Annotated in this window: 22 protein-coding genes; 16 read left to right on the top strand and 6 right to left on the bottom strand. The window is 64.9% G+C overall.

The features are described 5' to 3' along the window. The first annotated feature begins 6 nt into the window (after nt 1–6). Nucleotides 7–1335 carry an aspartate aminotransferase family protein gene (locus D9V29_RS02705; protein WP_121671794.1) on the top strand — a complete coding sequence of 443 codons (1329 nt, stop codon included), beginning with the start codon at nt 7–9 and terminating at the stop codon, nt 1333–1335. After that, complete coding sequence (locus D9V29_RS02700; protein WP_121671793.1) at nt 1332–2825, top strand: CoA-acylating methylmalonate-semialdehyde dehydrogenase; 1494 nt, start codon at nt 1332–1334, stop codon at nt 2823–2825. Before D9V29_RS02705 ends, D9V29_RS02700 begins: the two co-directional genes overlap by 4 nt. A gap of 72 nt (nt 2826–2897) precedes the next feature. On the opposite strand, the gene D9V29_RS02695 is transcribed toward D9V29_RS02700, so the two are convergent. Then, a complete protein-coding gene (locus tag D9V29_RS02695) occupies nt 2898–3851 on the bottom strand; it encodes a LysR family transcriptional regulator (protein ID WP_121671792.1) in 954 nt (317 codons plus the stop codon). 389 nt (nt 3852–4240) lie between these two features. On the opposite strand from D9V29_RS02695, the gene pyrE reads away from it, so the two are divergent. After that, the gene (gene pyrE / locus D9V29_RS02690; protein ID WP_121671791.1) at nt 4241–4789 is read left to right on the top strand and encodes an orotate phosphoribosyltransferase; all 549 of its coding nucleotides are present in this window, start codon (nt 4241–4243) and stop codon (nt 4787–4789) included. Continuing rightward, on the top strand, nt 4789–6603 hold the full coding sequence (locus D9V29_RS02685; RefSeq protein ID WP_121671790.1) for a hypothetical protein: 1815 nt from the start codon (nt 4789–4791) through the stop codon (nt 6601–6603). The genes pyrE and D9V29_RS02685 overlap by 1 nt, the downstream gene beginning before the upstream one ends. 20 nt (nt 6604–6623) lie before the next feature. Here D9V29_RS02685 and D9V29_RS02680 read toward each other — a convergent pair whose 3' ends face one another. Genes D9V29_RS02680 through D9V29_RS02670 form a run of 3 tightly spaced genes read right to left on the bottom strand, consistent with a single transcriptional unit; the run spans nt 6624 to nt 9393 of the window. Then, complete coding sequence (locus D9V29_RS02680; protein WP_121671789.1) at nt 6624–7424, bottom strand: HAD-IIA family hydrolase; 801 nt, start codon at nt 7422–7424, stop codon at nt 6624–6626. A 41-nt stretch (nt 7425–7465) separates the two neighbouring features. Next, complete coding sequence (locus D9V29_RS02675; protein WP_121671788.1) at nt 7466–8104, bottom strand: metal-dependent transcriptional regulator; 639 nt, start codon at nt 8102–8104, stop codon at nt 7466–7468. 23 nt (nt 8105–8127) lie between these two features. Beyond that, nucleotides 8128–9393: an Nramp family divalent metal transporter gene (locus tag D9V29_RS02670; protein ID WP_121671787.1), complete on the bottom strand. Its 1266-nt coding sequence runs from the start codon at nt 9391–9393 to the stop codon at nt 8128–8130. 84 nt (nt 9394–9477) lie between these two features. Here D9V29_RS02670 and D9V29_RS02665 point away from each other — a divergent pair, with 84 nt between their 5' ends. The 10 genes from D9V29_RS02665 to D9V29_RS02620 all read left to right on the top strand — a co-directional run bounded on the left by D9V29_RS02665 (nt 9478) and on the right by D9V29_RS02620 (nt 17865). After that, on the top strand, nt 9478–10149 hold the full coding sequence (locus D9V29_RS02665) for a TrmH family RNA methyltransferase (protein ID WP_121671786.1): 672 nt from the start codon (nt 9478–9480) through the stop codon (nt 10147–10149). A 9-nt stretch (nt 10150–10158) separates the two neighbouring features. After that, the gene (locus tag D9V29_RS02660) at nt 10159–10527 is read left to right on the top strand and encodes a DUF4440 domain-containing protein (RefSeq protein ID WP_121671785.1); all 369 of its coding nucleotides are present in this window, start codon (nt 10159–10161) and stop codon (nt 10525–10527) included. 83 nt (nt 10528–10610) lie between these two features. After that, nucleotides 10611–11435, top strand: coding sequence for an ABC transporter ATP-binding protein (locus D9V29_RS02655; RefSeq protein WP_121671784.1), 825 nt, complete (start codon nt 10611–10613; stop codon nt 11433–11435). Next, nucleotides 11432–12118 carry an ABC transporter permease gene (locus D9V29_RS02650; protein WP_121671783.1) on the top strand — a complete coding sequence of 229 codons (687 nt, stop codon included), beginning with the start codon at nt 11432–11434 and terminating at the stop codon, nt 12116–12118. The genes D9V29_RS02655 and D9V29_RS02650 overlap by 4 nt, the downstream gene beginning before the upstream one ends. Beyond that, nucleotides 12115–12801 (top strand): ABC transporter permease, encoded by a 687-nt coding sequence (locus tag D9V29_RS02645; RefSeq protein WP_121671782.1) that lies wholly within the window; start codon nt 12115–12117, stop codon nt 12799–12801. The genes D9V29_RS02650 and D9V29_RS02645 overlap by 4 nt, the downstream gene beginning before the upstream one ends. A 33-nt stretch (nt 12802–12834) precedes the next feature. Beyond that, nucleotides 12835–13773 carry an ABC transporter substrate-binding protein gene (locus D9V29_RS02640; RefSeq protein ID WP_121671781.1) on the top strand — a complete coding sequence of 313 codons (939 nt, stop codon included), beginning with the start codon at nt 12835–12837 and terminating at the stop codon, nt 13771–13773. A gap of 103 nt (nt 13774–13876) precedes the next feature. Further along, entirely contained in the window at nt 13877–15202 is a 1326-nt protein-coding gene (locus tag D9V29_RS02635; RefSeq protein WP_121671780.1) for a M23 family metallopeptidase, read from the top strand. Between the two features lie 46 nt (nt 15203–15248). Next, on the top strand, nt 15249–15728 hold the full coding sequence (locus D9V29_RS02630) for a DUF3151 domain-containing protein (protein WP_121671779.1): 480 nt from the start codon (nt 15249–15251) through the stop codon (nt 15726–15728). Between the two features lie 59 nt (nt 15729–15787). Further along, on the top strand, nt 15788–17074 hold the full coding sequence (locus D9V29_RS02625; RefSeq protein WP_121671778.1) for an adenylosuccinate synthase: 1287 nt from the start codon (nt 15788–15790) through the stop codon (nt 17072–17074). A gap of 182 nt (nt 17075–17256) precedes the next feature. Continuing rightward, nucleotides 17257–17865: a signal peptidase I gene (locus D9V29_RS02620; protein ID WP_183084894.1), complete on the top strand. Its 609-nt coding sequence runs from the start codon at nt 17257–17259 to the stop codon at nt 17863–17865. Here the strand turns inward: D9V29_RS02620 and D9V29_RS02615 are convergent. Together D9V29_RS02615 and D9V29_RS02610 are read right to left on the bottom strand one after the other, a co-directional pair. Further along, a complete protein-coding gene (locus tag D9V29_RS02615) occupies nt 17862–19316 on the bottom strand; it encodes an HNH endonuclease signature motif containing protein (protein WP_121671776.1) in 1455 nt (484 codons plus the stop codon). The genes D9V29_RS02620 and D9V29_RS02615 overlap by 4 nt on opposite strands. 114 nt (nt 19317–19430) lie before the next feature. Further along, on the bottom strand, nt 19431–19979 hold the full coding sequence (locus D9V29_RS02610) for an AMIN-like domain-containing (lipo)protein (protein WP_121671775.1): 549 nt from the start codon (nt 19977–19979) through the stop codon (nt 19431–19433). A gap of 316 nt (nt 19980–20295) precedes the next feature. On the opposite strand from D9V29_RS02610, the gene D9V29_RS02605 reads away from it, so the two are divergent. After that, nucleotides 20296–20865, top strand: a complete 570-nt coding sequence (locus D9V29_RS02605) for an alternate-type signal peptide domain-containing protein (protein WP_121671774.1) — start codon at nt 20296–20298, stop codon at nt 20863–20865. Between the two features lie 159 nt (nt 20866–21024). Then, nucleotides 21025–21642, top strand: a complete 618-nt coding sequence (locus tag D9V29_RS02600; protein WP_121671773.1) for an alternate-type signal peptide domain-containing protein — start codon at nt 21025–21027, stop codon at nt 21640–21642. The last annotated feature ends 4 nt before the right edge of the window (nt 21643–21646 follow it).

Here is a 21646-nt window from a genome sequence, read left to right as displayed (position 1 = left end):
GATGTCGTGGCACTTCCGCTCACGTCAGACAGCAATCAGCACACACTCGACCTCGACCGCGCCCACGTCTTTCATTCCTGGTCAGCGCAGGGTTCGCTCAAACCCCTGGTCATCGCCGGTGGTCTCGGAACGAGAGTGTGGGACTTCGAGGGCACGGAGTACCTCGACTTCTCCAGCCAGCTGGTGAATGTGAATATCGGTCACCAGCATCCGGCCGTCATCGCGGCGATCAAGGAACAGGCAGACCTGCTCACCACCATCGCGCCGTCGACGGCAAACCTGACCAGGGGAGAAGCGGCGAAACGCATCACCGATCGCGCTCCAGACGGCTTCAACAAGGTCTTCTTCACCAACGGCGGTGCGGATGCCAACGAGAACGCGATCCGGATGGCTCGCCTCCACACCGGACGCGACAAAGTCCTCTCGACCTACCGTTCGTACCATGGCAACACCGGTGCTGCCATCGTCGCGACCGGGGACTGGCGCCGGATGCCCAACGAATACGCGCGCGGGCACGTGCATTTCTTCGGCCCATACCTGTACCGCTCTGAGTTCTGGGCGACGACGCCTGAACAGGAGACGGAGCGCGCACTGCATCACCTCGAGCGGGTCATCCAGGGTGAGGGCGCAGCGACCATCGCTGCCATCATGCTCGAGACCGTTCCGGGAACCGCAGGCATCCTCGTGCCGCCGCCCGGGTATCTCGCCGGGGTCCGAGCCCTGTGCGACCGGTATGGCATCGTGCTCATCCTCGACGAGGTGATGGCCGGGTTCGGTCGCACCGGGCGCTGGTTCGCTTTCGACGGGTACGACGTCGTTCCCGACCTCATCACCTTCGCGAAGGGGGTCAACTCCGGCTACGTCCCCGCAGGCGGCGTCGTCATCTCCGACCCGATCGCCGCCGATTTCGACGAAACGGTGTTCCCGGGCGGGCTGACCTACTCGGGGCATCCGCTCGCCATGGCGTCGATCATCGGCGCGCTCGATGCGATGGCCGGCGAGGGAATCGTCGACAACGCGGCGCGGGTCGGCCGTGAGGCGATCGGCCCCGGCCTCGCCAATCTCGCCGACAAGCACGACGTCATCGGCGAAGTGCGCGGCGAGGGCGTGTTCTGGGCGATGGAGCTGGTCGCCGATCGGGCCACACGCGAGCCGCTGCCGGCGGCGACCATGGGACAGATCAAGGCAGCCCTCGTCGGGCGCGGCCTGCTGCCGTTCGTGCAGGACAACAGAATCCACGTGGTGCCGCCGTGCACCGTCACCGACGACGAGGTAGCCGAGGCCCTGGCCGCCTACGACGCCGTCTTCACCACCGTCCAGGGAGGACACGCATGACCACATACATCAACCACTTCATCGGTGGATCGGCAGCCGAAGGGGACTCGTCACGCACAGCCCCCGTGTTCAACCCGGCGACCGGGGTCGTCGAGAAAGAGGTCCGCCTCGGCAGCGTTGCCGACGTCGACAGCGCTGTCCAGGCAGCGGCCGCCGCCTTCCCGGCGTGGAGCGACGCCTCCCTGTCGAAGCGGCAGGCCGTCCTCTTCAACTTCCGTGAGCTGCTGAACTCCCGCAAGGGTGAACTCGCCGAGATCCTCACCTCCGAGCACGGCAAAGTTCTGTCGGATGCCGGCGGGGAGATCGCGCGCGGCCTCGAAGTCGTGGACTTCGCCACCGGCATCCCGCACCTGCTCAAGGGTGAGTACTCGGAGAACGTCTCCACCGGCGTCGACGTCTACACCCTCAAGCAGGCGCTCGGTGTTGTCGGCATCATCAGCCCGTTCAACTTCCCGGCCATGGTTCCGCTGTGGTTCTTCCCGATTGCAATCGCTGCGGGTAACACGGTCGTGCTGAAGCCGAGTGAGAAGGACCCGTCGGCTGCCATCTGGATGGCCGAACTGCTCACGGAAGCGGGGCTCCCCGACGGTGTGTTCAATGTCGTGCACGGCGACAAGGAAGCCGTCGATGCCCTGCTCGAGCATCCCGTCGTCCAGTCGATCTCGTTCGTCGGGTCGACGCCGATCGCCCGCTACATCTACGAGACCGCGGCCCACCACGGCAAACGTGTCCAGGCGCTCGGCGGGGCGAAGAACCACATGCTCGTGCTGCCGGACGCCGACCTCGACCTCGCCGCAGACGCTGCCGTCAACGCCGGTTTCGGTTCGGCGGGGGAGCGGTGCATGGCGATCAGCGTGCTGCTCGCCGTCGACACCATCGCCGACGACCTCGTCGCCCGCATCACGGAACGGATGTCGTCGCTCAAGACGGGAGACGGACGCCGCGGCTGTGACATGGGCCCCCTGATCACGGAGGTGCACCGAGACAAGGTCGCCTCATACGTCGACGTTGCGACAGCGGATGGCGCCACCGTCGTGGTCGACGGACGGAACCCTGAGGTCGACGGTGACGAGGGCGGCTTCTGGTTCGGCCCGACACTCATCGACAATGTGCCGACATCGTCGACCGTCTACAGCGACGAGATCTTCGGTCCGATCCTTTCGGTGGTGCGGGTGTCGAGCTACGCCGAAGGACTCGGCATCATCAACGACAGCCAATACGGCAACGGCACCGCCATCTTCACGAACGACGGTGGGGCAGCACGGCGGTTCCAGCGTGAGGTCACCGTGGGCATGGTCGGCATCAACGTGCCGATCCCTGTCCCGGTCGCGTACCACTCGTTCGGTGGCTGGAAGAACTCGATGTTCGGCGACGCGAAGGCGTACGGGCCGCACGGTGTCGAGTTCTTCACGCGTGAGAAGGCGGTGACCAGCCGGTGGCTCGACCCGAGCCACGGTGGAATCAACCTCGGATTCCCCGAGCACGACTGATCAGACGATCGAGTTGCCCGGTTTCGTGGGTGTCCGGAGCTCCGGACCCGCGAGACCGGGCAACTCGTGTTTCTAGGTCCAGCGCGGAGACGTGAACGGCGCGGGATCGTCGACCGGGTCGTGCGTCTGCTGGAGGGCGGTGGCTTCCCTCTGCAGTGCTTCCGCCACCGTCCGCACCGCGAGACGCTCGGCCTTGTCCGGCCGCATCAACGCCACGATGTGTCTCGACATGTCGACGCCGGTGAGGGGGCGGGTCACGATGCCACGTTCCGGCCCGGATGCCGTGTAGCGCGGAATCATGCTGATTCCGATTCCCGCGGCAACGAGAGCTTCGGTGATGCGGCTGGAGGTGACCCGCTGCACCACGTCGAGTGACGCCCCGGTCACCGCTTCGATCTCGTGCAGCAGCCGGTCGAACGGGTACCCCTCCGGCACGCCGATCCAGGGTTCATCGATGAGGTGCTCGGGAGTGAGGACGCTCACGCCGGCGAGCCGGTGTCCGACCGGGAGCGCGATGTCGAGCGGTTCACTCAGCAGGTACAGGTTGCGCAGTCCGCGCCCGCTCCAGGACCGGCCTCCGGGCACGGAATGCGCGAGCACGATGTCGAAATCGGTGGTGAGTGCCGGGAAGTCCTCGGTTTCCGGATCGCGATCCGCCATCGTCACGTCGAGGCCGGGGGTCGAGCGCAGGGAGGCGAGCACCTTCGGCAGGAGCATCTGCCCGGCGGTCGGAAACGTCGCGACGCTCACCGTTCCCGTGGCGTCGTTGCGATACTCGTCCCAGACCGCGCCCGCGCGTTCGATGGCGACAGCGATATCGGTTGCGCTGCGGGCGAGCGCGCGACCGGCATCCGTCAGCAGGATGCCACGCCCGCTGCGTTCCGTGAGCGGAACGCCCGCCTCGCGTTCGAGCACTTTCAACTGCTGGGACACGGCTGACGGTGTTCGGTGTGTAGCCGCGGCGACGGCGGCGATGCTCCCGCGGTCGGCCAGTTCACGGAGCAGGTCGAGACGTCGAACATCCATGTAGCAATGCTACTGAGTCAGTCAAGCTTTGTGCGCTTGTCCTGAATAGTTGAAGCGGGCAGTATTGAAGAGTATCCAGCGGCGACCGCCGCATTTCACCCACGGAAGGGACTGGAATCCTCATGTTCGTATTCTTTGCAGGCATGGCAGCCCTGAGTGCTGCCGCCGTCGTCGGTAGCTTCGTTGTCGTGAAGCGCGACGGATATCGTCGGGTGCCTACGCGCACCTATGCTCTGCTGCCGTAAGGCAGTTCACCGTTTTCGCGCCCTCCCGGGTGACCCGCAGCGCCAGATGCGAGAGTCCCCGGGGCGGGCGCGATTTCGTTGTGCGCGGCGCGGCATCATACGGGTATTCGCTGCCCGCAACCGTGCATCGCTAAACTGGCGGACGTGACCGACGCGCGTAAGCAACTTATCGAGTACATCACGGCGGATGCCGTGTTCCACGGGGACTTCACGCTCACGAGCGGCAAGAAGGCCAGCTATTACGTCGACCTGCGCCGGGTCAGCCTCGACCACCGAGTCGCTCCGCTCATCGGGCAGGTCATGCTCGACCTCATCGCGGATGTGCCGGATGTCGTCGCCGTCGGCGGGATGACGATGGGAGCGGACCCGGTCGCCGCCGCCGTTCTGCACCAGGGTGCCGCCCGCGGCCTCGCCTACGACGCGTTCGTGGTGCGCAAGGAACCGAAGGATCACGGTCGCGGCAAGCAGGTCGAAGGGCCCGAACTGGCCGGGAAGCGCGTCATCGTTCTCGAGGACACGTCCACGACGGGCGGATCGCCCTTGGCAGCGATCGAGGCGCTCAAGAAGGTGGGCGCTGAAATTGCCGGCGTCGCCGTCGTGGTCGACCGCAACACCGGTGCTCGCGAGATCATCGAGAACGCCGGCTATCCCTACTTCGCCGCGATCGGCCTCTCTGACCTGGGACTCGAATAATGTCTGACGACTCCGGACGCCGCGGCGACGAAGACGACACTCCGGTCGATCCGCCGACAGGAGAGGGAGACGTCGTCGGTGCTGACTGGTTGCTCTCCCAGCTCGACGGGGAACCGACAGGTCAGATGGATGCCATCCGGCCCGCCTCGCACGACGCGGATGACGCAGGGCGCCCAAGCGCCGACGATGCAGGCGCCGACGACGAGGTCGGCAACACCGGCAAAGCCGACCGGCCCGTGATGGCCTGGTGGCGCGAGAAGCTCATCGCCGCTGAAGCGATCGTGAACCCTGAGGCTCGCGCCCCGCGGGATGCCGAAGGCGAGGCCGCTGACTCTTCGGAGCAGAACCCGAGCGAACCCGACCTGCCCGAGCCGGCGCGATTCGAGCCTCCACGTGACGAGCCCGTCGCCGACTCGCGGTCTGAGGTCGCTGCCGAACCGACCCGGGATGACGATTTCAGCTTCGTGCCCGAACCCGCCTTCGTTCCACCGCCCGCTCCTGCTCCTGCCCCGGTCTTCACCCCCGAACCGCTCATCGTCGATGAAGCGGATGACGTGGACGAAGCGGATGCCGACGGAGCAGGCGAGGTCGACATCGACGAGAGCCCGGCAGATGAGGCCGAGACGGGGCTGATCCCCTCGGCCGAGCCGCCGCTCTTCAAGCCGCGGTCGGCTCGCGAACACATCATCGAGGAGGAGGCCCAGTCGGACTACGTCGTTCCCGCGTCTGCTCCCGCTCCGGAACTCACGGATGACGACGTCACCGCCGACGGGCCGATGACCGGGAACTCGTCCGACGAATCCGAGAACGAGACAGAGGATCTCGACAACTTCAGCTGGAAACTCACCCCCAACGACGCGCTCGACCCGCTCATCCACACGCCGGATTCAGCGCCCGGATCCCAGGGGGCATCCAGCCCCGTCGACGCGCCCCCGGACGACGCGACCGCTGTGCTTCCTGTTCAGGCCCCGCGGCCGGAGGACCCTGACGACGCAGACAACGCCGTCAACGACACGGACACCGGGCTGCCGTCCCGCCGTCAGTTGCGGCAGGAGGCGGAGCAGCAGCAGGCACCAGAGCCGGTGATCATCGCGCCCCTCGCCGAGCCGGCGATCGCCCCCGGCTTACGGCGGAAGTCGGCCGTGCCAACACCGGCAGCAGCGACGGACGGCACCGGCGGATCGGACGAACCGCCGGCTGACCGCCCGGCTCGGCCGACGCGCCCCGCAGCGGCCCGCGCGCCGCGACCGGTGATCATCGCTGCCATCGCACTTGTCGCGATCCTGGTCCTCGGTGGGCTGTTCTTCCTCGGCTCACAACTGCCACGCCTGCTTGCCGGGCCTGCGCCGACCGAGACCGCATCTCCCAGCCCTACCCCGACGGAAACGCCGACGCCGACCCCCACCGCTCCTGCTGCTCCCGTCGGTCCTGCCGCCCCGGGCGAACAGGACTGGACCGCCCTCGGCGGCGGCGAATGCCTCGAGCCGTACTCGACACCGTGGGCCGAGACATTCACCGTCGTCGATTGTGGAGCAGGGCACACCGCCCAGATGGTGTTCACCGCACCGGTGAACGCCGACCCGGCTGCCGCCTATCCCGGCGAGGAAGCGATCCTAGCCCAGCTCTCGCTGTGGTGCAGTGCTCCGGGGGTCCTGAACGCCGAGGCTGCTGGCGAGTATGACGACCTGCAGGTCCAGGGAACGTACCCGGTGACCGAAGAGCAGTGGGCGAGCGGGGAGCGGAACTACTACTGCTTCGTCAGCCGTTCAAGCGGGGAACAGCTCACCGGCTCCCTCGCGACAGCGCAGGGCTGAGCGAGGGGCAGTCCGTCCGGTCAGACGACCTCTGACTCGATCGGGTGCGGCTCGAGCAGATCCACAACGCCGCCGAGGATCTCTGAGGGTCGGAACGGGTACTTGTTGATCTCCGCCTCGTCGCTGATCCCGGTGAGCACGAGGATCGTGTGCAGCCCGGCCTCGATCCCGGCGACGACGTCTGTGTCCATCCGGTCACCGATCATTCCGGTGTTCTCCGAGTGGGCACCGATCTTGTTGAGGGCGGAACGGAACATCATCGGGTTCGGCTTGCCCACAATGTATGGTTCCTTGCCGGTGGCCTTCGTGATGAGCGCCGCAATCGCGCCGGTCGCGGGCATCGGGCCGTCTGCGCTCGGCCCCGTGGCATCCGGGTTCGTCGCGATGAAACGGGCACCGTTGTTGATCAGGCGGATCGCCTTGGTGATGGCTTCGAACGAGTAGTTGCGCGTCTCGCCGACGACGACGTAGTCGGGTGCCGTCTCGGTCATGATGAAGCCGGCCTCGTGGAGGGCCGTCGTGATTCCCGCCTCACCGATGACGAAGGCGGAACCGCCGGGCATCTGGTCCTTGAGGAAAGCAGCCGTCGCGAGGGCGGAGGTCCAGATGAACTCCTCGGGAACATCGAGACCGGATGCCCGAAGCCGTGCGCTGAGGTCGCGGGGAGTGAAGATGGAGTTGTTGGTCAGCACCAGGTATGGCTTGTTCTGGTCGCGCCACTGCTGCAGCAGGTCCGCTGCTCCTGGCAGTGGCCGGTTTTCGTGCACCAGCACGCCGTCCATGTCGGTCAGCCAGCATTCAACTTCATCGCGTCTCGTCATGCCGCAACTCCTTCGCTCGAAGCCAGTTTAGGGTGGCGGGCTCAGGCACTGAGCCAGATGGCCGTCCCGGCGTCCGCGGGCAGCTCCACGCGGGTCGAACCCAGCAGAACGGCGCCCTCGTCGACCGACACCGTCGAACCGACATCGATTCCGGATGCCTCCAGGTCGCGCAACAACGCAGAGCTGCGGTCGCTGATCCGCAGCACCGTTCCGGTATGACCGCGCTCGGCCTCCTCGAGCAGCACGGCACGTTCGCGGCGCACCGATCCGTTCGCCGCGGGGATGGGGTCGCCGTGCGGGTCGCGGTCCGGGTGCCCGAGCCGTTCATCGATGCTCGCAAGCAGGCGGTCGCTGATGGCGTGTTCAAGAACTTCGGCTTCGTCGTGCACCTCGTCCCAGCTGTACCCCATCTCCCGGACCAGCCAGGTCTCGACGAGACGGTGCCGGCGGACAACGGCCACGGCCTTGGCCCTGCCCGTCTCCGTGAGGCTGATGGCCCCGTAACGCACGTGGGAGACGAGTCCGGCGGCGGCGAGCTTCTTGACCATCTCTGTGACGGTCGACGGTGCGAGCCCGAGTCTCACCGCGAGCGCGGAGGGGGTGATGGCATCCGCCTGCCACTCGGTGTGGGCATAGATGGTCTTGAGGTAGTCCTCGACAACGGGTTTCGACGGCTTCATGGGACCTCCAGCGTATCCGCGCTTCACGCAGCGCCCGTGAAGAGCAGGAAGAGGAGTACCGCATTGAGTGAGACGAGAAGAACGGATGCCACGACCCCGGCCGCCGTGGTCAGCCACCGGTTCGCGAACGTGCCGAGAACACTCGACCTGGCGGTGAGGATCACGAGGGGGATGAGGGCGAACGGGATCCCGAACGACAGGACGACCTGGCTCAGGACGAGGGCAGCGGTCGGGTCGAATCCGATCCCGAGGATGACGAGCGCCGGAATCAGCGAGATCAGCCGACGGGTGAGGAGGGCGATGCGTACCTTCAGGAGACCCTGCATGATCTCGGCCCCCGCATACGCGCCGACAGAGGTCGACGCGAGCCCTGAGGCCAGCAGTCCGACGGCGAAGAGCGTCGCGACGACAGGGCCGATGGAGGTTTCGAGGGCGGCATGGGCGCCCTCGAGGCTGTCCGTCCCTGGGACACCGGCGAGGTTGGTCGCCGCGAGGAGCAGGATGGCCAGGTTCACGCTCCCGGCGATGATCATGGCGATCGACACGTCCCAGCGGGTGACGGTGAGGAGCCGCGCGGTCGTCAGCCCCGCTGCACGGACGGCGAATCGGTCGCGGGTGAGCGCGGAGTGCGCGTAAATGGCGTGCGGCATGATCGTTGCGCCGAGGATCGAAGCGGCGAGGAGCACGGAGTTCGTGTCCTCGAAGCGGGGCACGAGACCGGATGCGACGCCACTGGCATCCGGGGGATGAAGAAAGACACCCGCGCTGAACCCGATGGCGATGATGATGAGCAGGCTTGCGATGACGAATTCGAATGCGCGCGGGCCGCGACGGGACTGGATGGTGAGCATCACCATCGAGACTGCCCCGGTGATGATGCCTCCCACGATGAGTGGAAGGTCGAACAGGAGGTAGAGGGCGACGGCGCCGCCGATGACCTCGGCGACGTCGGTGGCCATCGCGACGAGTTCCGCCTGCAGCCAGTACGAGAGCCGCCCTGGCCGGGACTTCAGGCGCTCGCCGAGGATCTCGGGCAGGCTCCTGCCGGTGACGATGCCGAGCTTCGCCGAGAGGTACTGGATCAGCCAGGCCATGATGTTGCCGGCGACGACCACCCAGACGAGCAGGTAGCCGTACTGTGCCCCTGCCGTCATGTTGCTCGCGACGTTGCCCGGGTCCAGATAAGCGACACCGGCAACGAGGGCGGGACCGAGGAGCCACAGCAGCCGTGGCGGCTTCGCTTGACGGAGCGGTGTCGGCTCCGGGGCAGCGACGACAGATTTCGGCATGCCGAAACTGTAGCAATCTTTCGGTACACCGAAAAGACTCTGGTGGCGCGAAAATCCAGACGACATCGCCCGTAGGCTGGAAGGATGCTTCATCCTCCTGCCGAGAACCCCAGCCACGAGCTGTCGACGAACGGTGTCGGACCGTGGCAGGGGGAGTGGCCCGAAGAGCACTACTTCGACCCGGACCTTCTCACCCACGGTGACACCCGAAACGTCATCGACCGTTACCGTTACTGGAAGCTCGAGGCGATCGTCGCGGACCTCGATGAGCACCGGCATCCGTTCCACGTCGCCATCGAGAACTGGCAGCATGACATGAACATCGGATCGATCGTGCGTACGGCCAACGCGTTCGGTGCCGACACGGTGCACATCGTCGGGCGCCGGCGCTGGAACAAACGCGGTGCGATGGTGACGGACCGCTACCAGCACGTGCTGCACCATGCGGATGTCGCGGGGCTGGTCGACTGGGCTCGCTCGGAGAACCTGCCGATCCTTGGAATCGACAACGTGCCCGGCTCCGTGCTGATCGAGACGTTCCGCCTGCCTGAGCGTTGCCTGATGCTCTTCGGCCAGGAGGGCCCTGGGTTGTCTCCCGAGGCGATCGCGGCATCCGATGCTGTGCTCGAGATCAGCCAGTTCGGGTCGACCAGGTCGATCAACGCCTCGGCGGCGGCAGCTGTCACCATGCACACCTGGGTGATGCAACACGTCAGTTTCGATGCAAATGGTCCGGTGGCATCCCCGACGCACTAGCGTGAAGCCATGACTGAGATCACTGACGATCTGCCCGCCATCCTCTTGCGCGAGGAGCACGCCGGCTGGAAGGCCATCCTCGAGGGACGTGGCGGTGAACACTATGCACGAGCGATGACGCGCGATGCGCTCATGATCGTCGAGGGTGCGGCGATCGGCCGGGACGGCATCGCTGCCTCTTTCGCCGGGGTCGATCCGTGGGACTCGTATGAGATCCATGAGCCGGCGATCATCCGGCTCGGTGACCGTGCCGGGACGGTCGCGTACCGCGCCATCGCGCGGCGTGGGAAAGACACTGTGGAACTGCGTATGTCGACCACGTACCTGTACGGCGGTGGCAGTTGGCACATCGCCCTACACCAGCAGACCCCGGCGTAACAATGGTGGCGTTCTCCGCGCCGCACTGTCTACGCTGAAATCATGCGCAGTTCCCTCGAACGACGTCGCTCGAGGGGGTAACTATGATCACATTCGACTCGGTTTCGAAGAGGTTCCCCGACGGGACTCTCGCGGTCGACGACTTCAACCTGACCCTTCCGTCTCGCACCACAACCGTTCTGGTTGGTTCGAGCGGATCGGGCAAGACGACGCTTCTGCGGATGATCAACCGGATGGTCGATCCCACGGCGGGCAGCATCCGGATCGATGACGACGACATCTCGACGCTCGAACCCGTGAAACTTCGGCGCAGTATCGGATACGTCATGCAGAATTCGGGCCTGCTGCCGCACCGCACCGTCGCGGACAACATCGCCACCGTCCCGCTGCTTTCCGGGGTGAAGCGACCCGCCGCCAGAACCCAGGCGCTCGAGCTGATGGACACCGTCGGCCTCGACCGATCGCTCGCCGAGCGATACCCGTCCCAGCTCTCCGGTGGTCAGCAGCAGCGGGTGGGAGTCGCGCGCGGCCTCGCCGTGAATCCCAACATTCTCCTCATGGACGAACCTTTCGGTGCCGTCGACCCGCTCGTGCGGAGCGAACTGCAGCAGGAACTGGTGCGCATTCAGAAGGACCTCGCCAAGACGATCGTTTTCGTCACCCACGACATCGACGAAGCGTTCCTGCTCGGAGACCAGGTGGTCCTCCTCAAGACCGGCGGCAAGATCGCGCAAGTGGGCACGCCGGCTGACATTCTCGCCAACCCCGCCGATGACTTCGTGAACACGTTCGTCGGCGCTGACCGTGGGCGACGCGCGCTCCGAATCGAACAGGTTTCCGGCCGCCAGGTGGTGGTCGACGGAACCGGGCGGATCGCCGGCATCCTGAACGACGGCACCCCGACATGACCTGGGTCCTGGCGAACATCGAGCAGATCTGGTCGCTCACCCTCGACCACATTCTGCTCAGTGTTCCGCCGATCCTCGTCGGGTTCCTTCTCGCCGTTCCGATCGGCTGGCTCGCCCACCGCTACCGGGTGTCGAGGGGCGTGTTGCTCACTGTATGCGGTCTGCTCTACACGATCCCATCACTCGCCCTCATCGTGGCGATGCCTACCCTGCTCGGTACCAAAATCCTCAACCCGGCGAACCTCATCGTGACTCTCACGATCTACGCGATCGCCCTCATGGTGCGAACAGCGACGGATGCTTTCGATGCGGTCTCGAAGGACGTGACCCAGTCCGCGACGGCAGTCGGGTTCGGCGGCTGGCGGAGGTTCTGGCAGGTCGAACTTCCGCTCGCCGGGCCCGTGCTGCTCGCCGGCCTGCGTGTCGTGTCCACGAGCACCGTGAGCCTCGTCACACTCGGAGCCCTCGTCGGGATGTCCGGCCTCGGCTACCTCTTCACCAACGGCTACCAGCGGAACTTCGCTACCGAGATCCTCACCGGCATCGTCGGCACGGTACTCATCGCCATCGTTTTCGATGTCGTGCTCGTCATACTCGGACGGATGCTCCTGCCGTGGGCGCGCGTCGACACTGCGGCCCGCCGCAACGCGAAGACAGCAACCACGAAGGCGGTGACCGCATGAATGCGATCGCCGAAGCGGTGGCGTGGATCGGCGATCCCGCCCACTGGACCGGGCCCGACGGCATCCCGACCCGACTTGCCGAACACCTCGGGTACACCGGGCTCACCGTTCTCATCGCCGTGCTTCTCGCCGTCACACTCGGGTTGTACATCGGTCACACCGGACGCTTCCGCGGGATTTCGATCGGCGCAACGGGCGCACTGCGTGCTCTTCCCACACTTGGCCTGCTCACCTATCTCGCGATCGCCTTCGGCTTCGGGATCCGGCTCGCTCTCATCCCGACGATCATCGTGCTCGTCGTCCTCGCCATTCCGCCGCTCCTCGCCGGCGCATACTCCGGGGTGGAATCGGTCGATCCGAGAACGGTGGATGCGGCGCGGTCGATGGGAATGACGGAATGGCAGATCCTGTGGAAGGTGGAGATTCCGCTCGCGCTGCCTCTCATCATCGGCGGTATCCGCTCAGCGGTGCTGCAGGTTGTCGCCACGGCGACGGTCGCCGCATACATCTCGCTCGGCGGTCTCGGCCGCTACATCATCGACGCTCTTCCCGTGCGCGACTACACAAAAGTGCTTGTCGGAGCGCTTCTCGTCACCCTGCTCGCCCTGGCGCTCGAGGGCATCCTCATTCTGATCCAGCGACTCACCGTCCCCGCCGGAGTCCGTGCAACCCGCTCGGCCTGATGGCGACGCACCAACCACACAGTAAGGAAAATCATGTTCACTTCACAACGCGGCCGTCTCGCCGCAGGAATCCTCGCGGCGGGCACCGTTCTCGCTCTCACCGGTTGCGGGGCGGGGGGCGACCCACTGGAGCCCGGCAGCGAGCCGTCCGGTGACGGCGAAACGATCATTGTCGGCTCGGCCGGCTTCGCCGAGTCGGAAATCATCGCCCAGATTTTCGCCCAGGCTCTCGAGGCGAACGACGTCACCGTTGAGTTCGCCGGCCAGATCGGTCAGCGGGATGTCTACATCACCGCTCTCGAGGACGGCTCGATCGACCTCATCCCCGACTACAGCGGAAACCTGCTGCAGTTCTTCGATGAAGATTCAGACGCGAAGTCGAGCGAGGAGGTCTTCGCTGCCCTCCCCGACGCGCTTCCGGACGGCTTCGAAGTCCTCGACCAGGCCGAGGCGGAAGACAAGGACAGCTACAACGTCACCCAGGAATTCAGCGAATCCAACGGCGTCACGAGCCTCGCTGATCTCGCGAACCTCGACGTTCCGCTCATCGTCGGCGGCAACCCCGAACTGGCTGAGCGACCATACGGTCCGCAGGGCTTGACCGAGGTTTACGGCGTCGATGCAGCGAACATCCAGTTCGTTCCGATCTCGGATTCGGGGGGACCGCTCACCACGGCGGCCCTGCTCGACGGCACAGTGAACATCGCCGACATCTTCTCGACCACCCCGTCGATCAAGGAGAACAACTTCGTGACGCTCGAGGATCCCGAGAACATGATCCTGCCGCAGAACGTTCTCCCGCTCATCAATTCGGAGAAGGCGTCCGACACGGTGAAAGAGGTGTTGAACGCGGTCTCAGCCGAACTGACCACCGAGGACCTGATCGAACTCAATGGTCGCAACCAGGGTGATGAGAAGGCCTCACCCGAGGCTCTCGCTGCCGACTGGCTCGCTGAAAAGGACCTCTTCTAGTCGCGTCGGACCCGAAGCGGAGAATGGGGGTCACCCGCTTTGGGTCCACGCGACTCACCCAACCCCACCAGACAGATCGCTCTTTTTCTGCCACCATGAAGAAATGCGTTTGCGTTTCCGATCCCTTGTCGCTGCCGTTTCACTCGCGGTTGTGGTGTCAGCGGTCGGTATCTCCGCACCCGCGGCAGCCGCAGTCAGCTACCCCAGCTGGGAAGATGTGAAGAACGCCCGGGCCAGCGAGTCCGCCAAGAAGGCGCAGATCGACTCCGTCAAGAAGCTGATCGAGGACCTGCGTAACGCATCAGCGGCAGCCCAGGAAGCGGCGGCCACTGCCGCAGCCGAATACCAGGACGCGCTGATCGTCGCAGAAGCCGCCGAACAGAAATCCGCGGATCTCAAGATCCAGCTCGAAGAAGCTCAGGCATCAGCCGAAGCGTCGGCCAAGCAGGCTGGATCGATGTTCGCCCGCATGGGCAGGACGAACTCGTTCGACGTCACCGCGAGCCTGCTCGTCGACGCCGAGAACGCCGATGACACGCTCTACAAGCTCGGTGCGATCGACAAGCTCACCGGCCTGTCGTCCCAGCTTCTTGATGATGCCAAGCAGGATGCCAACCAGGTCACGTCGCTGAGTGAACAGGCCGTCGTCGCCGCAGAGGTGCTCGAAGCCGCCCGCGCTGAATCCGAAGTGAAACTCCAGGCAGCCGAGGACGCCGCCGCTGTCGCAGCGGCCGCCGTCGCCGAGCAGGAGAAGCACGAGGAGACCCTCCTCGGCCAGCTGTCCTATCTCGAGGGCCGGACCGCGACCGTCGAAGCCGGCTATGCCGCCGGAGTCGCCGCGGCGAAGAAAGCAGCCGAGGAGCGTGCTGCACGTGAACGTGCGGCAGCGGCCAAAGCAGCAGCAGAAGCAGCCAAGAACAACAGCGGAAGCGGTGGCGGAAGCAGCAGCGGTGGCGGTGGTGGCGGCGGTTCCAACGCCGGCGCGACCGGAACATACTTCCAGCCGTCCGCACAGGGTTGGTGGCGTCCGCTGCCCGGCTACATCAGCTCGTGGTACGGCCCGCGCGCGATCAAGTGTGGCGGTACCGGCTGCTCCGTTCCATTCCACGCAGGTATCGACTTCGCGAACCCCTGTGGCAAGGCCATCCGTGCCGTCGCCGGCGGTCGCGTCACCTTCGTCGGCAACGCCGGTGGGTTCGGCAACCGGGTCATCATCAACCACGGTGGCGGCGTTGAGTCGGTCTACGGTCACCTGCAGTCCGGCTCGTACCGTGTCGGTGTCGGAAGCTACGTGAAAGCCGGTTCGTTCATCGCAAACGTCGGTCGGACCGGCGTCGCTACCGGATGCCACCTCGACCTCAAGATCCAGGTCTACGGAAGTCACACCAACCCGGCTCCCTTCCTCCGCGCCCGCGGCGTCTCGATCTAGAACGCTTCCGCTGCCCGTGCATCGAGTGACGCGGTAGGCTGGTCGCGTGACTGGAGAGAACCTGCTCGGAGTACCGGAGACACGCCTGCCGGCGGAACCCGAGGTCGTTGACGCCATCGACCGGTCGTCAACTGTCGATGATCTCGCTGCCGTCGCCGCCGCGCATCCCACGTCGTCGCTGGCCTGGGCGCGTCTGGCCGAGGCGGCATTCGATTCTGCTCACCCGATCGCCGCTTACGCATATGCCCGGGTCGGTTACCACCGCGGGCTCGACGCTTTGCGTAAAGCTGGCTGGCGTGGACAGGGTCCTGTGCCGTGGTCGCACGAGCCGAACCAGGGATTCCTGCGCGCGCTGTACGCGCTCCGTAACGCTGCGGATGCCATCGGCGAGGTCGACGAAGTCGAGCGGCTGACCGAGTTCCTCCGTGGAGCTGACGAGACCGCGGCAGCCCGGATCGAAACCGAGGGTCTGCCACTTGAACCGCCGCCCTCGACCGAAGTTTTCTTCATCCGGGGCCAGGACTAGGCCGATCCGGTCGCCTGCCGGCGCACCATAATTTTTTCCGCCAAGAAGGAGCATCCGCCATGCCAGCAATCGTGATCGTCGGCGCCCAGTGGGGCGACGAGGGCAAGGGAAAGGCAACCGACCTCCTCGGCAGCCGCATCGACTATGTCGTTAAATTCAACGGTGGAAACAACGCCGGCCACACCGTCGTCGTCGGGAATGAGAAATACGCTCTCCACCTGCTGCCGTCCGGCATCCTGACTCCCGGGGTCACCCCGGTCATCTCGAACGGTGTCGTCATCGACCTCGAGGTGCTGTTCTCCGAGCTCGAAGCGCTCAGCGCTCGTGGTGTCGACGTGTCACGGCTCAAGGTTTCGGCCAACGCCCACGTGATCACCCACTACCACCGCACGCTCGACAAGGTCACGGAGCGGTTCCTCGGCAAGCGACAGATCGGCACCACCGGCCGTGGAATCGGCCCCGCATATGCCGACAAGATCAACCGGGTCGGCATCCGGATCCAGGACCTGTTCGACGAGAACATCCTGCGGCAGAAGGTCGAAGGCGCTCTCGACGTCAAGAACCACATGCTGCTCAAGATCTACAACCGTCGTGCCATTTCGGCCGACGAGATCGTCGAAGACCTGCTCTCGTACACGGAGCGACTGCGTCCGATGGTCGCCGACACCGCCCTGGAGCTGCATCAGGCGCTTGAGCGGAACGAGACCGTGCTGTTCGAGGGCGGCCAGGCCACGATGCTCGATGTCGACCACGGAACGTACCCGTTCGTCACGTCTTCCAACGCGACCTCCGGTGGAGCTGCGACCGGTTCCGGTATCGCGCCCAACCGGATCGACCGGGTCATCGCCATCGTCAAGGCGTACACGACTCGTGTCGGCGCTGGTCCGTTCCCGACCGAGTTGTTCGATGCATCCGGTGACCACTTGCGGTCGCGCGGTTTCGAATTCGGAACCACCACCGGGCGTCCGCGTCGCGTTGGCTGGTACGACGCGCCGATCGCCCGGTACTCGGCGCGGATCAACGGTGTGACCGACTTCGTGCTGACCAAGCTCGACATCCTCGACGAGCTCGACACGATTCCCGTGTGCGTCGCCTACGACGTCGACGGTGTGCGTCACGAAGAAGTGCCGGTGTCTCAGTCCGACTTCCACCACGCGACTCCCATCTATGAGGAGTTCCCGGGGTGGAAGGAAGACATCTCCGGATGCCGTCGATTCGAGGACCTGCCGAAGAACGCGCAGGACTACGTTCTCGCTCTTGAAGCGATGAGCGGTTCGCGGATTTCCGCGATCGGTGTCGGCCCGGGCCGGGATGCGATCGTCGTGCGGCACGACCTGATCGACTGAACGTGGCGGAGTCGCTGACCGGGGAATCGCCGGGCGGGGAGACGCTGGGCAGGGAAGCAGCAAGTCCGGAAGCGGACGAACCGGCCCCCACGCGGCGTGCTGCTCGGGCTGCTCGCGCTACTGGATCGCCTCGGGCAACGTCGGCATCCGGAACAGAGAAGCGACCGGAGAAGCGACCGTCCGTGATCGGCCGGATCGGGAGCATCCTGCTGAAGAGTGTCAGCTGGATCGTGCTCATCGTGTGCGGTGCCCTGATCATCGGGTTTGTGCTCGTGCCACGGGTGACGGGGTCGACGCCGTACACAGTGCTGACCGGGTCGATGCGGCCGACCATGCCGCCGGGAACCACCGTGGTCGTGAAGCCGATCGACTTTGCGGACATCACGGTTGGTGATGTGATCACCTACCAGATCCGCTCAGGCGAACCGGATGTCGTCACTCACAGGGTGATCGGTGTCAACGTCACTCCTGACGGTGTGCGACTCGAGACACAGGGCGATGCCAACCCGATTCCCGACCAGGAACTGGTGCGCGAAGAACAGGTCCGCGGCAAGGCCTGGTACTGGCTTCCGGTGATCGGCTACGTCACCAACGGTGTGACGAGCGACGCCCGCACCTGGCTCGCCCAGGGCCTGGGAGTGGGGCTCATCGGGTACGCGGTCGTGACCCTCGTGGTTGTTGCGGTTCGGGGAAAAAAGAAGCGCGGTGGCGATGGAGCGTCCGCATCTACGGAAGACTCCGCAGAATCAACCGACGAGAACGCTAACTCGCCAAGAACGTCGATCCGCTAGAACGGCGGAGGATCCGACGACGGTGCCGTTGTCTTCGGAGTGAAGGGCCTCACCTCGTTTTCGGGATGCGTCGGATAGGTGCGCCCATTCGGTGATGTCCATCGAAGCCGTCCGCCGCCCAGTTGCTCCACCTTCCAGGTGGTGTCATGTTTCATTCGATGGTGTTTGGGGCACAGCGCCGCGAGGTTGTCGAGCTCGGTCTCGCCACCAAAGCCGTAGGGAATCGTGTGATCGATGTCACAGAACTCGGCGACGCGGTTGCACCCAGGAAAGCGACACCGTTGATCGCGGTACCGGAGGAACTTCTTCATCGTCGTTGTCGGCTTGTATCTCCTGGTTCCCCAGACGACGGCGGCGCCGGAATCGGGGTCGGTCAGGATTCTTGTGAACGAAGTGGCCTGACCAACGAGCTTGCGGGCCATTTCGATGTCGATGGGTCCGAAGCCATCGAGGGTGGCCGGCTCATCGCTTCTTCCGAGCAGGGAAAGTATCGGCACGGTCACCGTCACGTTCGGCGTGATCCTGCGGAGCGCGGCGCCCGGTTTCGAACCCGGTCCTGAGCCTGGCGCAGCTTGGGCAGCGTCAGCGCCGGCTGACAAAGAGGGGTCGGCGCATTCGGGCGCGCCCTGCTCGCCCGCCTCGCCCAGCGTGCCCGTCAAGCCATCGAACAGGGCGTCGGCACAAACATCGGCATCGAGTTGCCCGAGCGTGCGCGACTCGGCCGGCCCCTGGAGGCTGACCGATTGGGTTCGGATGGAAGTGAACAGTGCCCCGGCAACCGGTGCTGTCGTGTAGAGGCTCAGCCAGGCCATACCGTCACGCGCCGGGATGTACTCGACCTTGCGGTCGCTCGAGCACTTCTCGCGCCGGTCGACGGCAGACTCGGGTCGCAGCCTCTCACGGAGGGTTCGTGCTTTCTGCCGGAACCGGGCCGGCGTCAGGTTGCGCGCGAAGGGGAGGGCTCCCCGTTCGAGTTGCCCCGCGGCATCCGGATCGAGAGTTGCTGTCTCGTCGATGAGGTACTGGGCGTGACGATAGGTGATCTCGCCCTCGCGGAGCGCGGCGAGAGTGAGCGGCAGGCGGTGCATGAGTGCTTCACTCTCGTCGATCAGGGCGATGGCACTGCGCTCGGGGATGCGGAGTTCGCACGCAACCTCGGAGATGAAGGCTCGGCGGGCGAGGTCCTGGCGTTGGGCGGGCGAGAAGTTCTTGCCAACGGTGATGACAGCCTCTTCGGTCATGAGCGCGATGCGACGGGCCTGATCGATGAACTCCGCTTTCCAAGCTGACTGGCGAGCCTCGAGGCGATCGATCTGGGAGACGGCACCGAGCAGGGCGAGGGAGGTATCGGCGATGATCGCGGCCGTGGTGGGCTCGACGTGGATGTCGAGCGTGGGCTCGTCGGGGCTCTCGTCGGGGGAGTCGTCTGGGGCAGCGTCGGTGCTTTCCATGCCTCAAGTTAACACCTGACCACCGACAATAAATCGAGAGTCAGGGCTTCTGTGGGCAAGCTAGCTCGGAACACCTCTCTGGGGAGGACCAAGGCGCCTGATCCTCCCCAACGATCACCACCGATGCGCGACGTCGATGACGAGCCGGCTTGTGTGAAGTGGCCCATCAAGGATGAAGGCACGGAAGGGAAGTCGTGCGCGAACACCAAGTCCGAAGTTCGTCTGCCCCTCGAAACTCCCGGCATAGGCGACCTGACGGAACGTCGAGAACCCGGTCAGGGGAACGAGCTCGTTGGGGTTGCCCGCTCTCCAGATCTGCTGGCCCGTCGAGGTGTAGTTGGCCATGAGAGCGATGACCTGCAGGTCGGCGGCGCCGCGTAGTGGAACCACGGCTCCGGATCCGTCTCGTTTTACGGAACTGACGTATCGAACATCGAATCCACGGACCTTCCCGTTGATATCGATGACCATGCGGTCGAAGCACTCGTGCTGGCCGGCACGGACTCCGGTCGGATAGGCCTCCGGCGAGCCGATCCGCTGGGTCTCGGCGAGCGAGCCCCAGGTGATGCCGCAATATGGAGCGGCGGTGGCAGCGGGACCGGTCGACACAAGAAACACTGCGCCGAGCAGCACGCTGAGAAGTAATGCAAAGGAACGCTTCATCGCGGTCCCCTCCTTTAAGGTTCAGCCCCCTCAGCGCAGATGGTACGCCTGAGGCTCCCGCTGCGGGAGAGCACCAAGGTCACGAAATGAGCATCAATTGTTGGATGCCGCCGCACGCGTGATCGCGCTCTCATCGTTGCAAAGACGCGAAATTGCGTCGATCTTGAGCAAGTCTTTCGGAAACGACCCGGAATTTTCCGAACCTTGCGGGAGCACTGGTCGCATCTTGGGTTTCATTCGGAAGTATCAATCTTGTTCGAAGCGCAAGGCAAGAACATCACCGCAGCTCCTCCGCTGCCAGCCCAAGGGAAACACCATGAAGAAGTTCAACATGAAGAAGACCACCGCAGCAGCAGTCGCAGCAGCAGTCGGAGCAGCCCTCCTCCTCGGTGGAGCCGGCACCCTCGCCTACTGGTCTGACAATGCCGAGACGACCGCCCAGACCATTTCGTCTGGTGACCTCGACTTTGGGACCATTGCGAATGACACCTGGAAAATTCAGCAGGTCGTCACGACTGGCACTCCCAGCGTTACCAAGAAGACCGCATCGGTGGACTTCAAGCCAGACACGATGAAAATCGTCCCAGGTGACGTGCTTACACGTCAGTTGACGCTTCCGGTGACGCTTGTCGGCCAGAACATCGCAGCTGAGCTGACTGTCGCTCCCATCGCAGTGCCCGCCGCTCTCACCAGCGCTGTGACACAGGAAGTCTTTGTCAACGGCACCAAGGTAACCGCCCCGGTCAAGGTTACGACGGACGCCACAATCAAGCTCGTCGTGACTTTCGACTGGAACGCCACGAACGCCACGAAGCTGATCTCGAACTACAACTTCGGAGCCGCCTACACACTGACGCAGGTCGCCGCGGGAACTGTCACGCCGTAATACCTTCACCTTGCAGCGGAGGCGGGATCAGCTGAGCTGATCCCAGGGCCCTGTCGAGTATCCGACACGGCAGGGCCCACATCTCCGCAGGCAGCACACGCAACACCCGCAACACCCGACCGCATCACCCCTAACTCTTACTGCTACGGAAGGACCATCATGAAGAAGCCAACCCGCACTCTGATCGCCTCATCCGTTGCAGCAGCCCTTGGCGTCGCACTCCTCTTGGGCGGTGCGGGCTCACTCGCTTTCTGGTCTGATTCTTCGACCAGCACCCCTCAGACGATTTCGTCTGGAACACTTGACCTCGGTTCGACCTCCGAGGTCAAGATCGGGGCGACCCCCACGATCAAGAACTGCACCTCGCCCACCTCGTGCAGCGCGTCCGGAGCTTATTCCGGCGGACCTCTTGTTCCCGGGGACGTCGTCACCGCGACGGTGAGCATTCCCGTCACCCTGATCGGTCAGAACATGAAGGCCCGCTTCAGCGTTGCGCCGACGAAGACAGCCGGAGCGGTCAACACAACAGCCACTGAGGCGGACACCGCGCTCGCTTCTGCGATGACCATCACCATTAAGAAGGTGGAACAGACGAACTTTGCTGGTGTCGCTGACGCCGCGCAGTCGGTCATCCTGAGCTCCACTGCGAAGCGCGATATCCCGGTCACGGTCGACGTTTCGTTCCCTTGGGGCGCGACGGCTGGCCAATACAACGACGCGATGGGTGGCAAGGTTTCGCTCGGCGCCACATACACGCTCGAGCAGATCCCCGCATAGCATC

It is taken from the genome of Mycetocola manganoxydans (assembly GCF_003667545.1).
Classification (GTDB): Bacteria; Actinomycetota; Actinomycetes; order Actinomycetales; family Microbacteriaceae; genus Mycetocola_A; species Mycetocola_A manganoxydans.
The sequence above is the reverse complement of the archived record's forward strand: the minus strand, read 5'-3'. Positions and strand labels throughout refer to the sequence as shown.

Coding starts and splice junctions, on each gene's coding strand:
- D9V29_RS02700 (WP_121671793.1), top strand. CDS start 1,332: ATGACCACATACATCAACCACTTCATCGGTGGATCGGCAGCCGAAGGG.
- D9V29_RS02695 (WP_121671792.1), bottom strand. CDS start 3,851: ATGGATGTTCGACGTCTCGACCTGCTCCGTGAACTGGCCGACCGCGGG.
- D9V29_RS02685 (WP_121671790.1), top strand. CDS start 4,789: ATGTCTGACGACTCCGGACGCCGCGGCGACGAAGACGACACTCCGGTC.
- D9V29_RS02680 (WP_121671789.1), bottom strand. CDS start 7,424: ATGACGAGACGCGATGAAGTTGAATGCTGGCTGACCGACATGGACGGC.
- D9V29_RS02675 (WP_121671788.1), bottom strand. CDS start 8,104: ATGAAGCCGTCGAAACCCGTTGTCGAGGACTACCTCAAGACCATCTAT.
- D9V29_RS02670 (WP_121671787.1), bottom strand. CDS start 9,393: ATGCCGAAATCTGTCGTCGCTGCCCCGGAGCCGACACCGCTCCGTCAA.
- D9V29_RS02665 (WP_121671786.1), top strand. CDS start 9,478: ATGCTTCATCCTCCTGCCGAGAACCCCAGCCACGAGCTGTCGACGAAC.
- D9V29_RS02660 (WP_121671785.1), top strand. CDS start 10,159: ATGACTGAGATCACTGACGATCTGCCCGCCATCCTCTTGCGCGAGGAG.
- D9V29_RS02655 (WP_121671784.1), top strand. CDS start 10,611: ATGATCACATTCGACTCGGTTTCGAAGAGGTTCCCCGACGGGACTCTC.
- D9V29_RS02650 (WP_121671783.1), top strand. CDS start 11,432: ATGACCTGGGTCCTGGCGAACATCGAGCAGATCTGGTCGCTCACCCTC.
- D9V29_RS02645 (WP_121671782.1), top strand. CDS start 12,115: ATGAATGCGATCGCCGAAGCGGTGGCGTGGATCGGCGATCCCGCCCAC.
- D9V29_RS02640 (WP_121671781.1), top strand. CDS start 12,835: ATGTTCACTTCACAACGCGGCCGTCTCGCCGCAGGAATCCTCGCGGCG.
- D9V29_RS02635 (WP_121671780.1), top strand. CDS start 13,877: ATGCGTTTGCGTTTCCGATCCCTTGTCGCTGCCGTTTCACTCGCGGTT.
- D9V29_RS02625 (WP_121671778.1), top strand. CDS start 15,788: ATGCCAGCAATCGTGATCGTCGGCGCCCAGTGGGGCGACGAGGGCAAG.
- D9V29_RS02615 (WP_121671776.1), bottom strand. CDS start 19,316: ATGGAAAGCACCGACGCTGCCCCAGACGACTCCCCCGACGAGAGCCCC.
- D9V29_RS02610 (WP_121671775.1), bottom strand. CDS start 19,979: ATGAAGCGTTCCTTTGCATTACTTCTCAGCGTGCTGCTCGGCGCAGTG.
- D9V29_RS02605 (WP_121671774.1), top strand. CDS start 20,296: ATGAAGAAGTTCAACATGAAGAAGACCACCGCAGCAGCAGTCGCAGCA.
- D9V29_RS02600 (WP_121671773.1), top strand. CDS start 21,025: ATGAAGAAGCCAACCCGCACTCTGATCGCCTCATCCGTTGCAGCAGCC.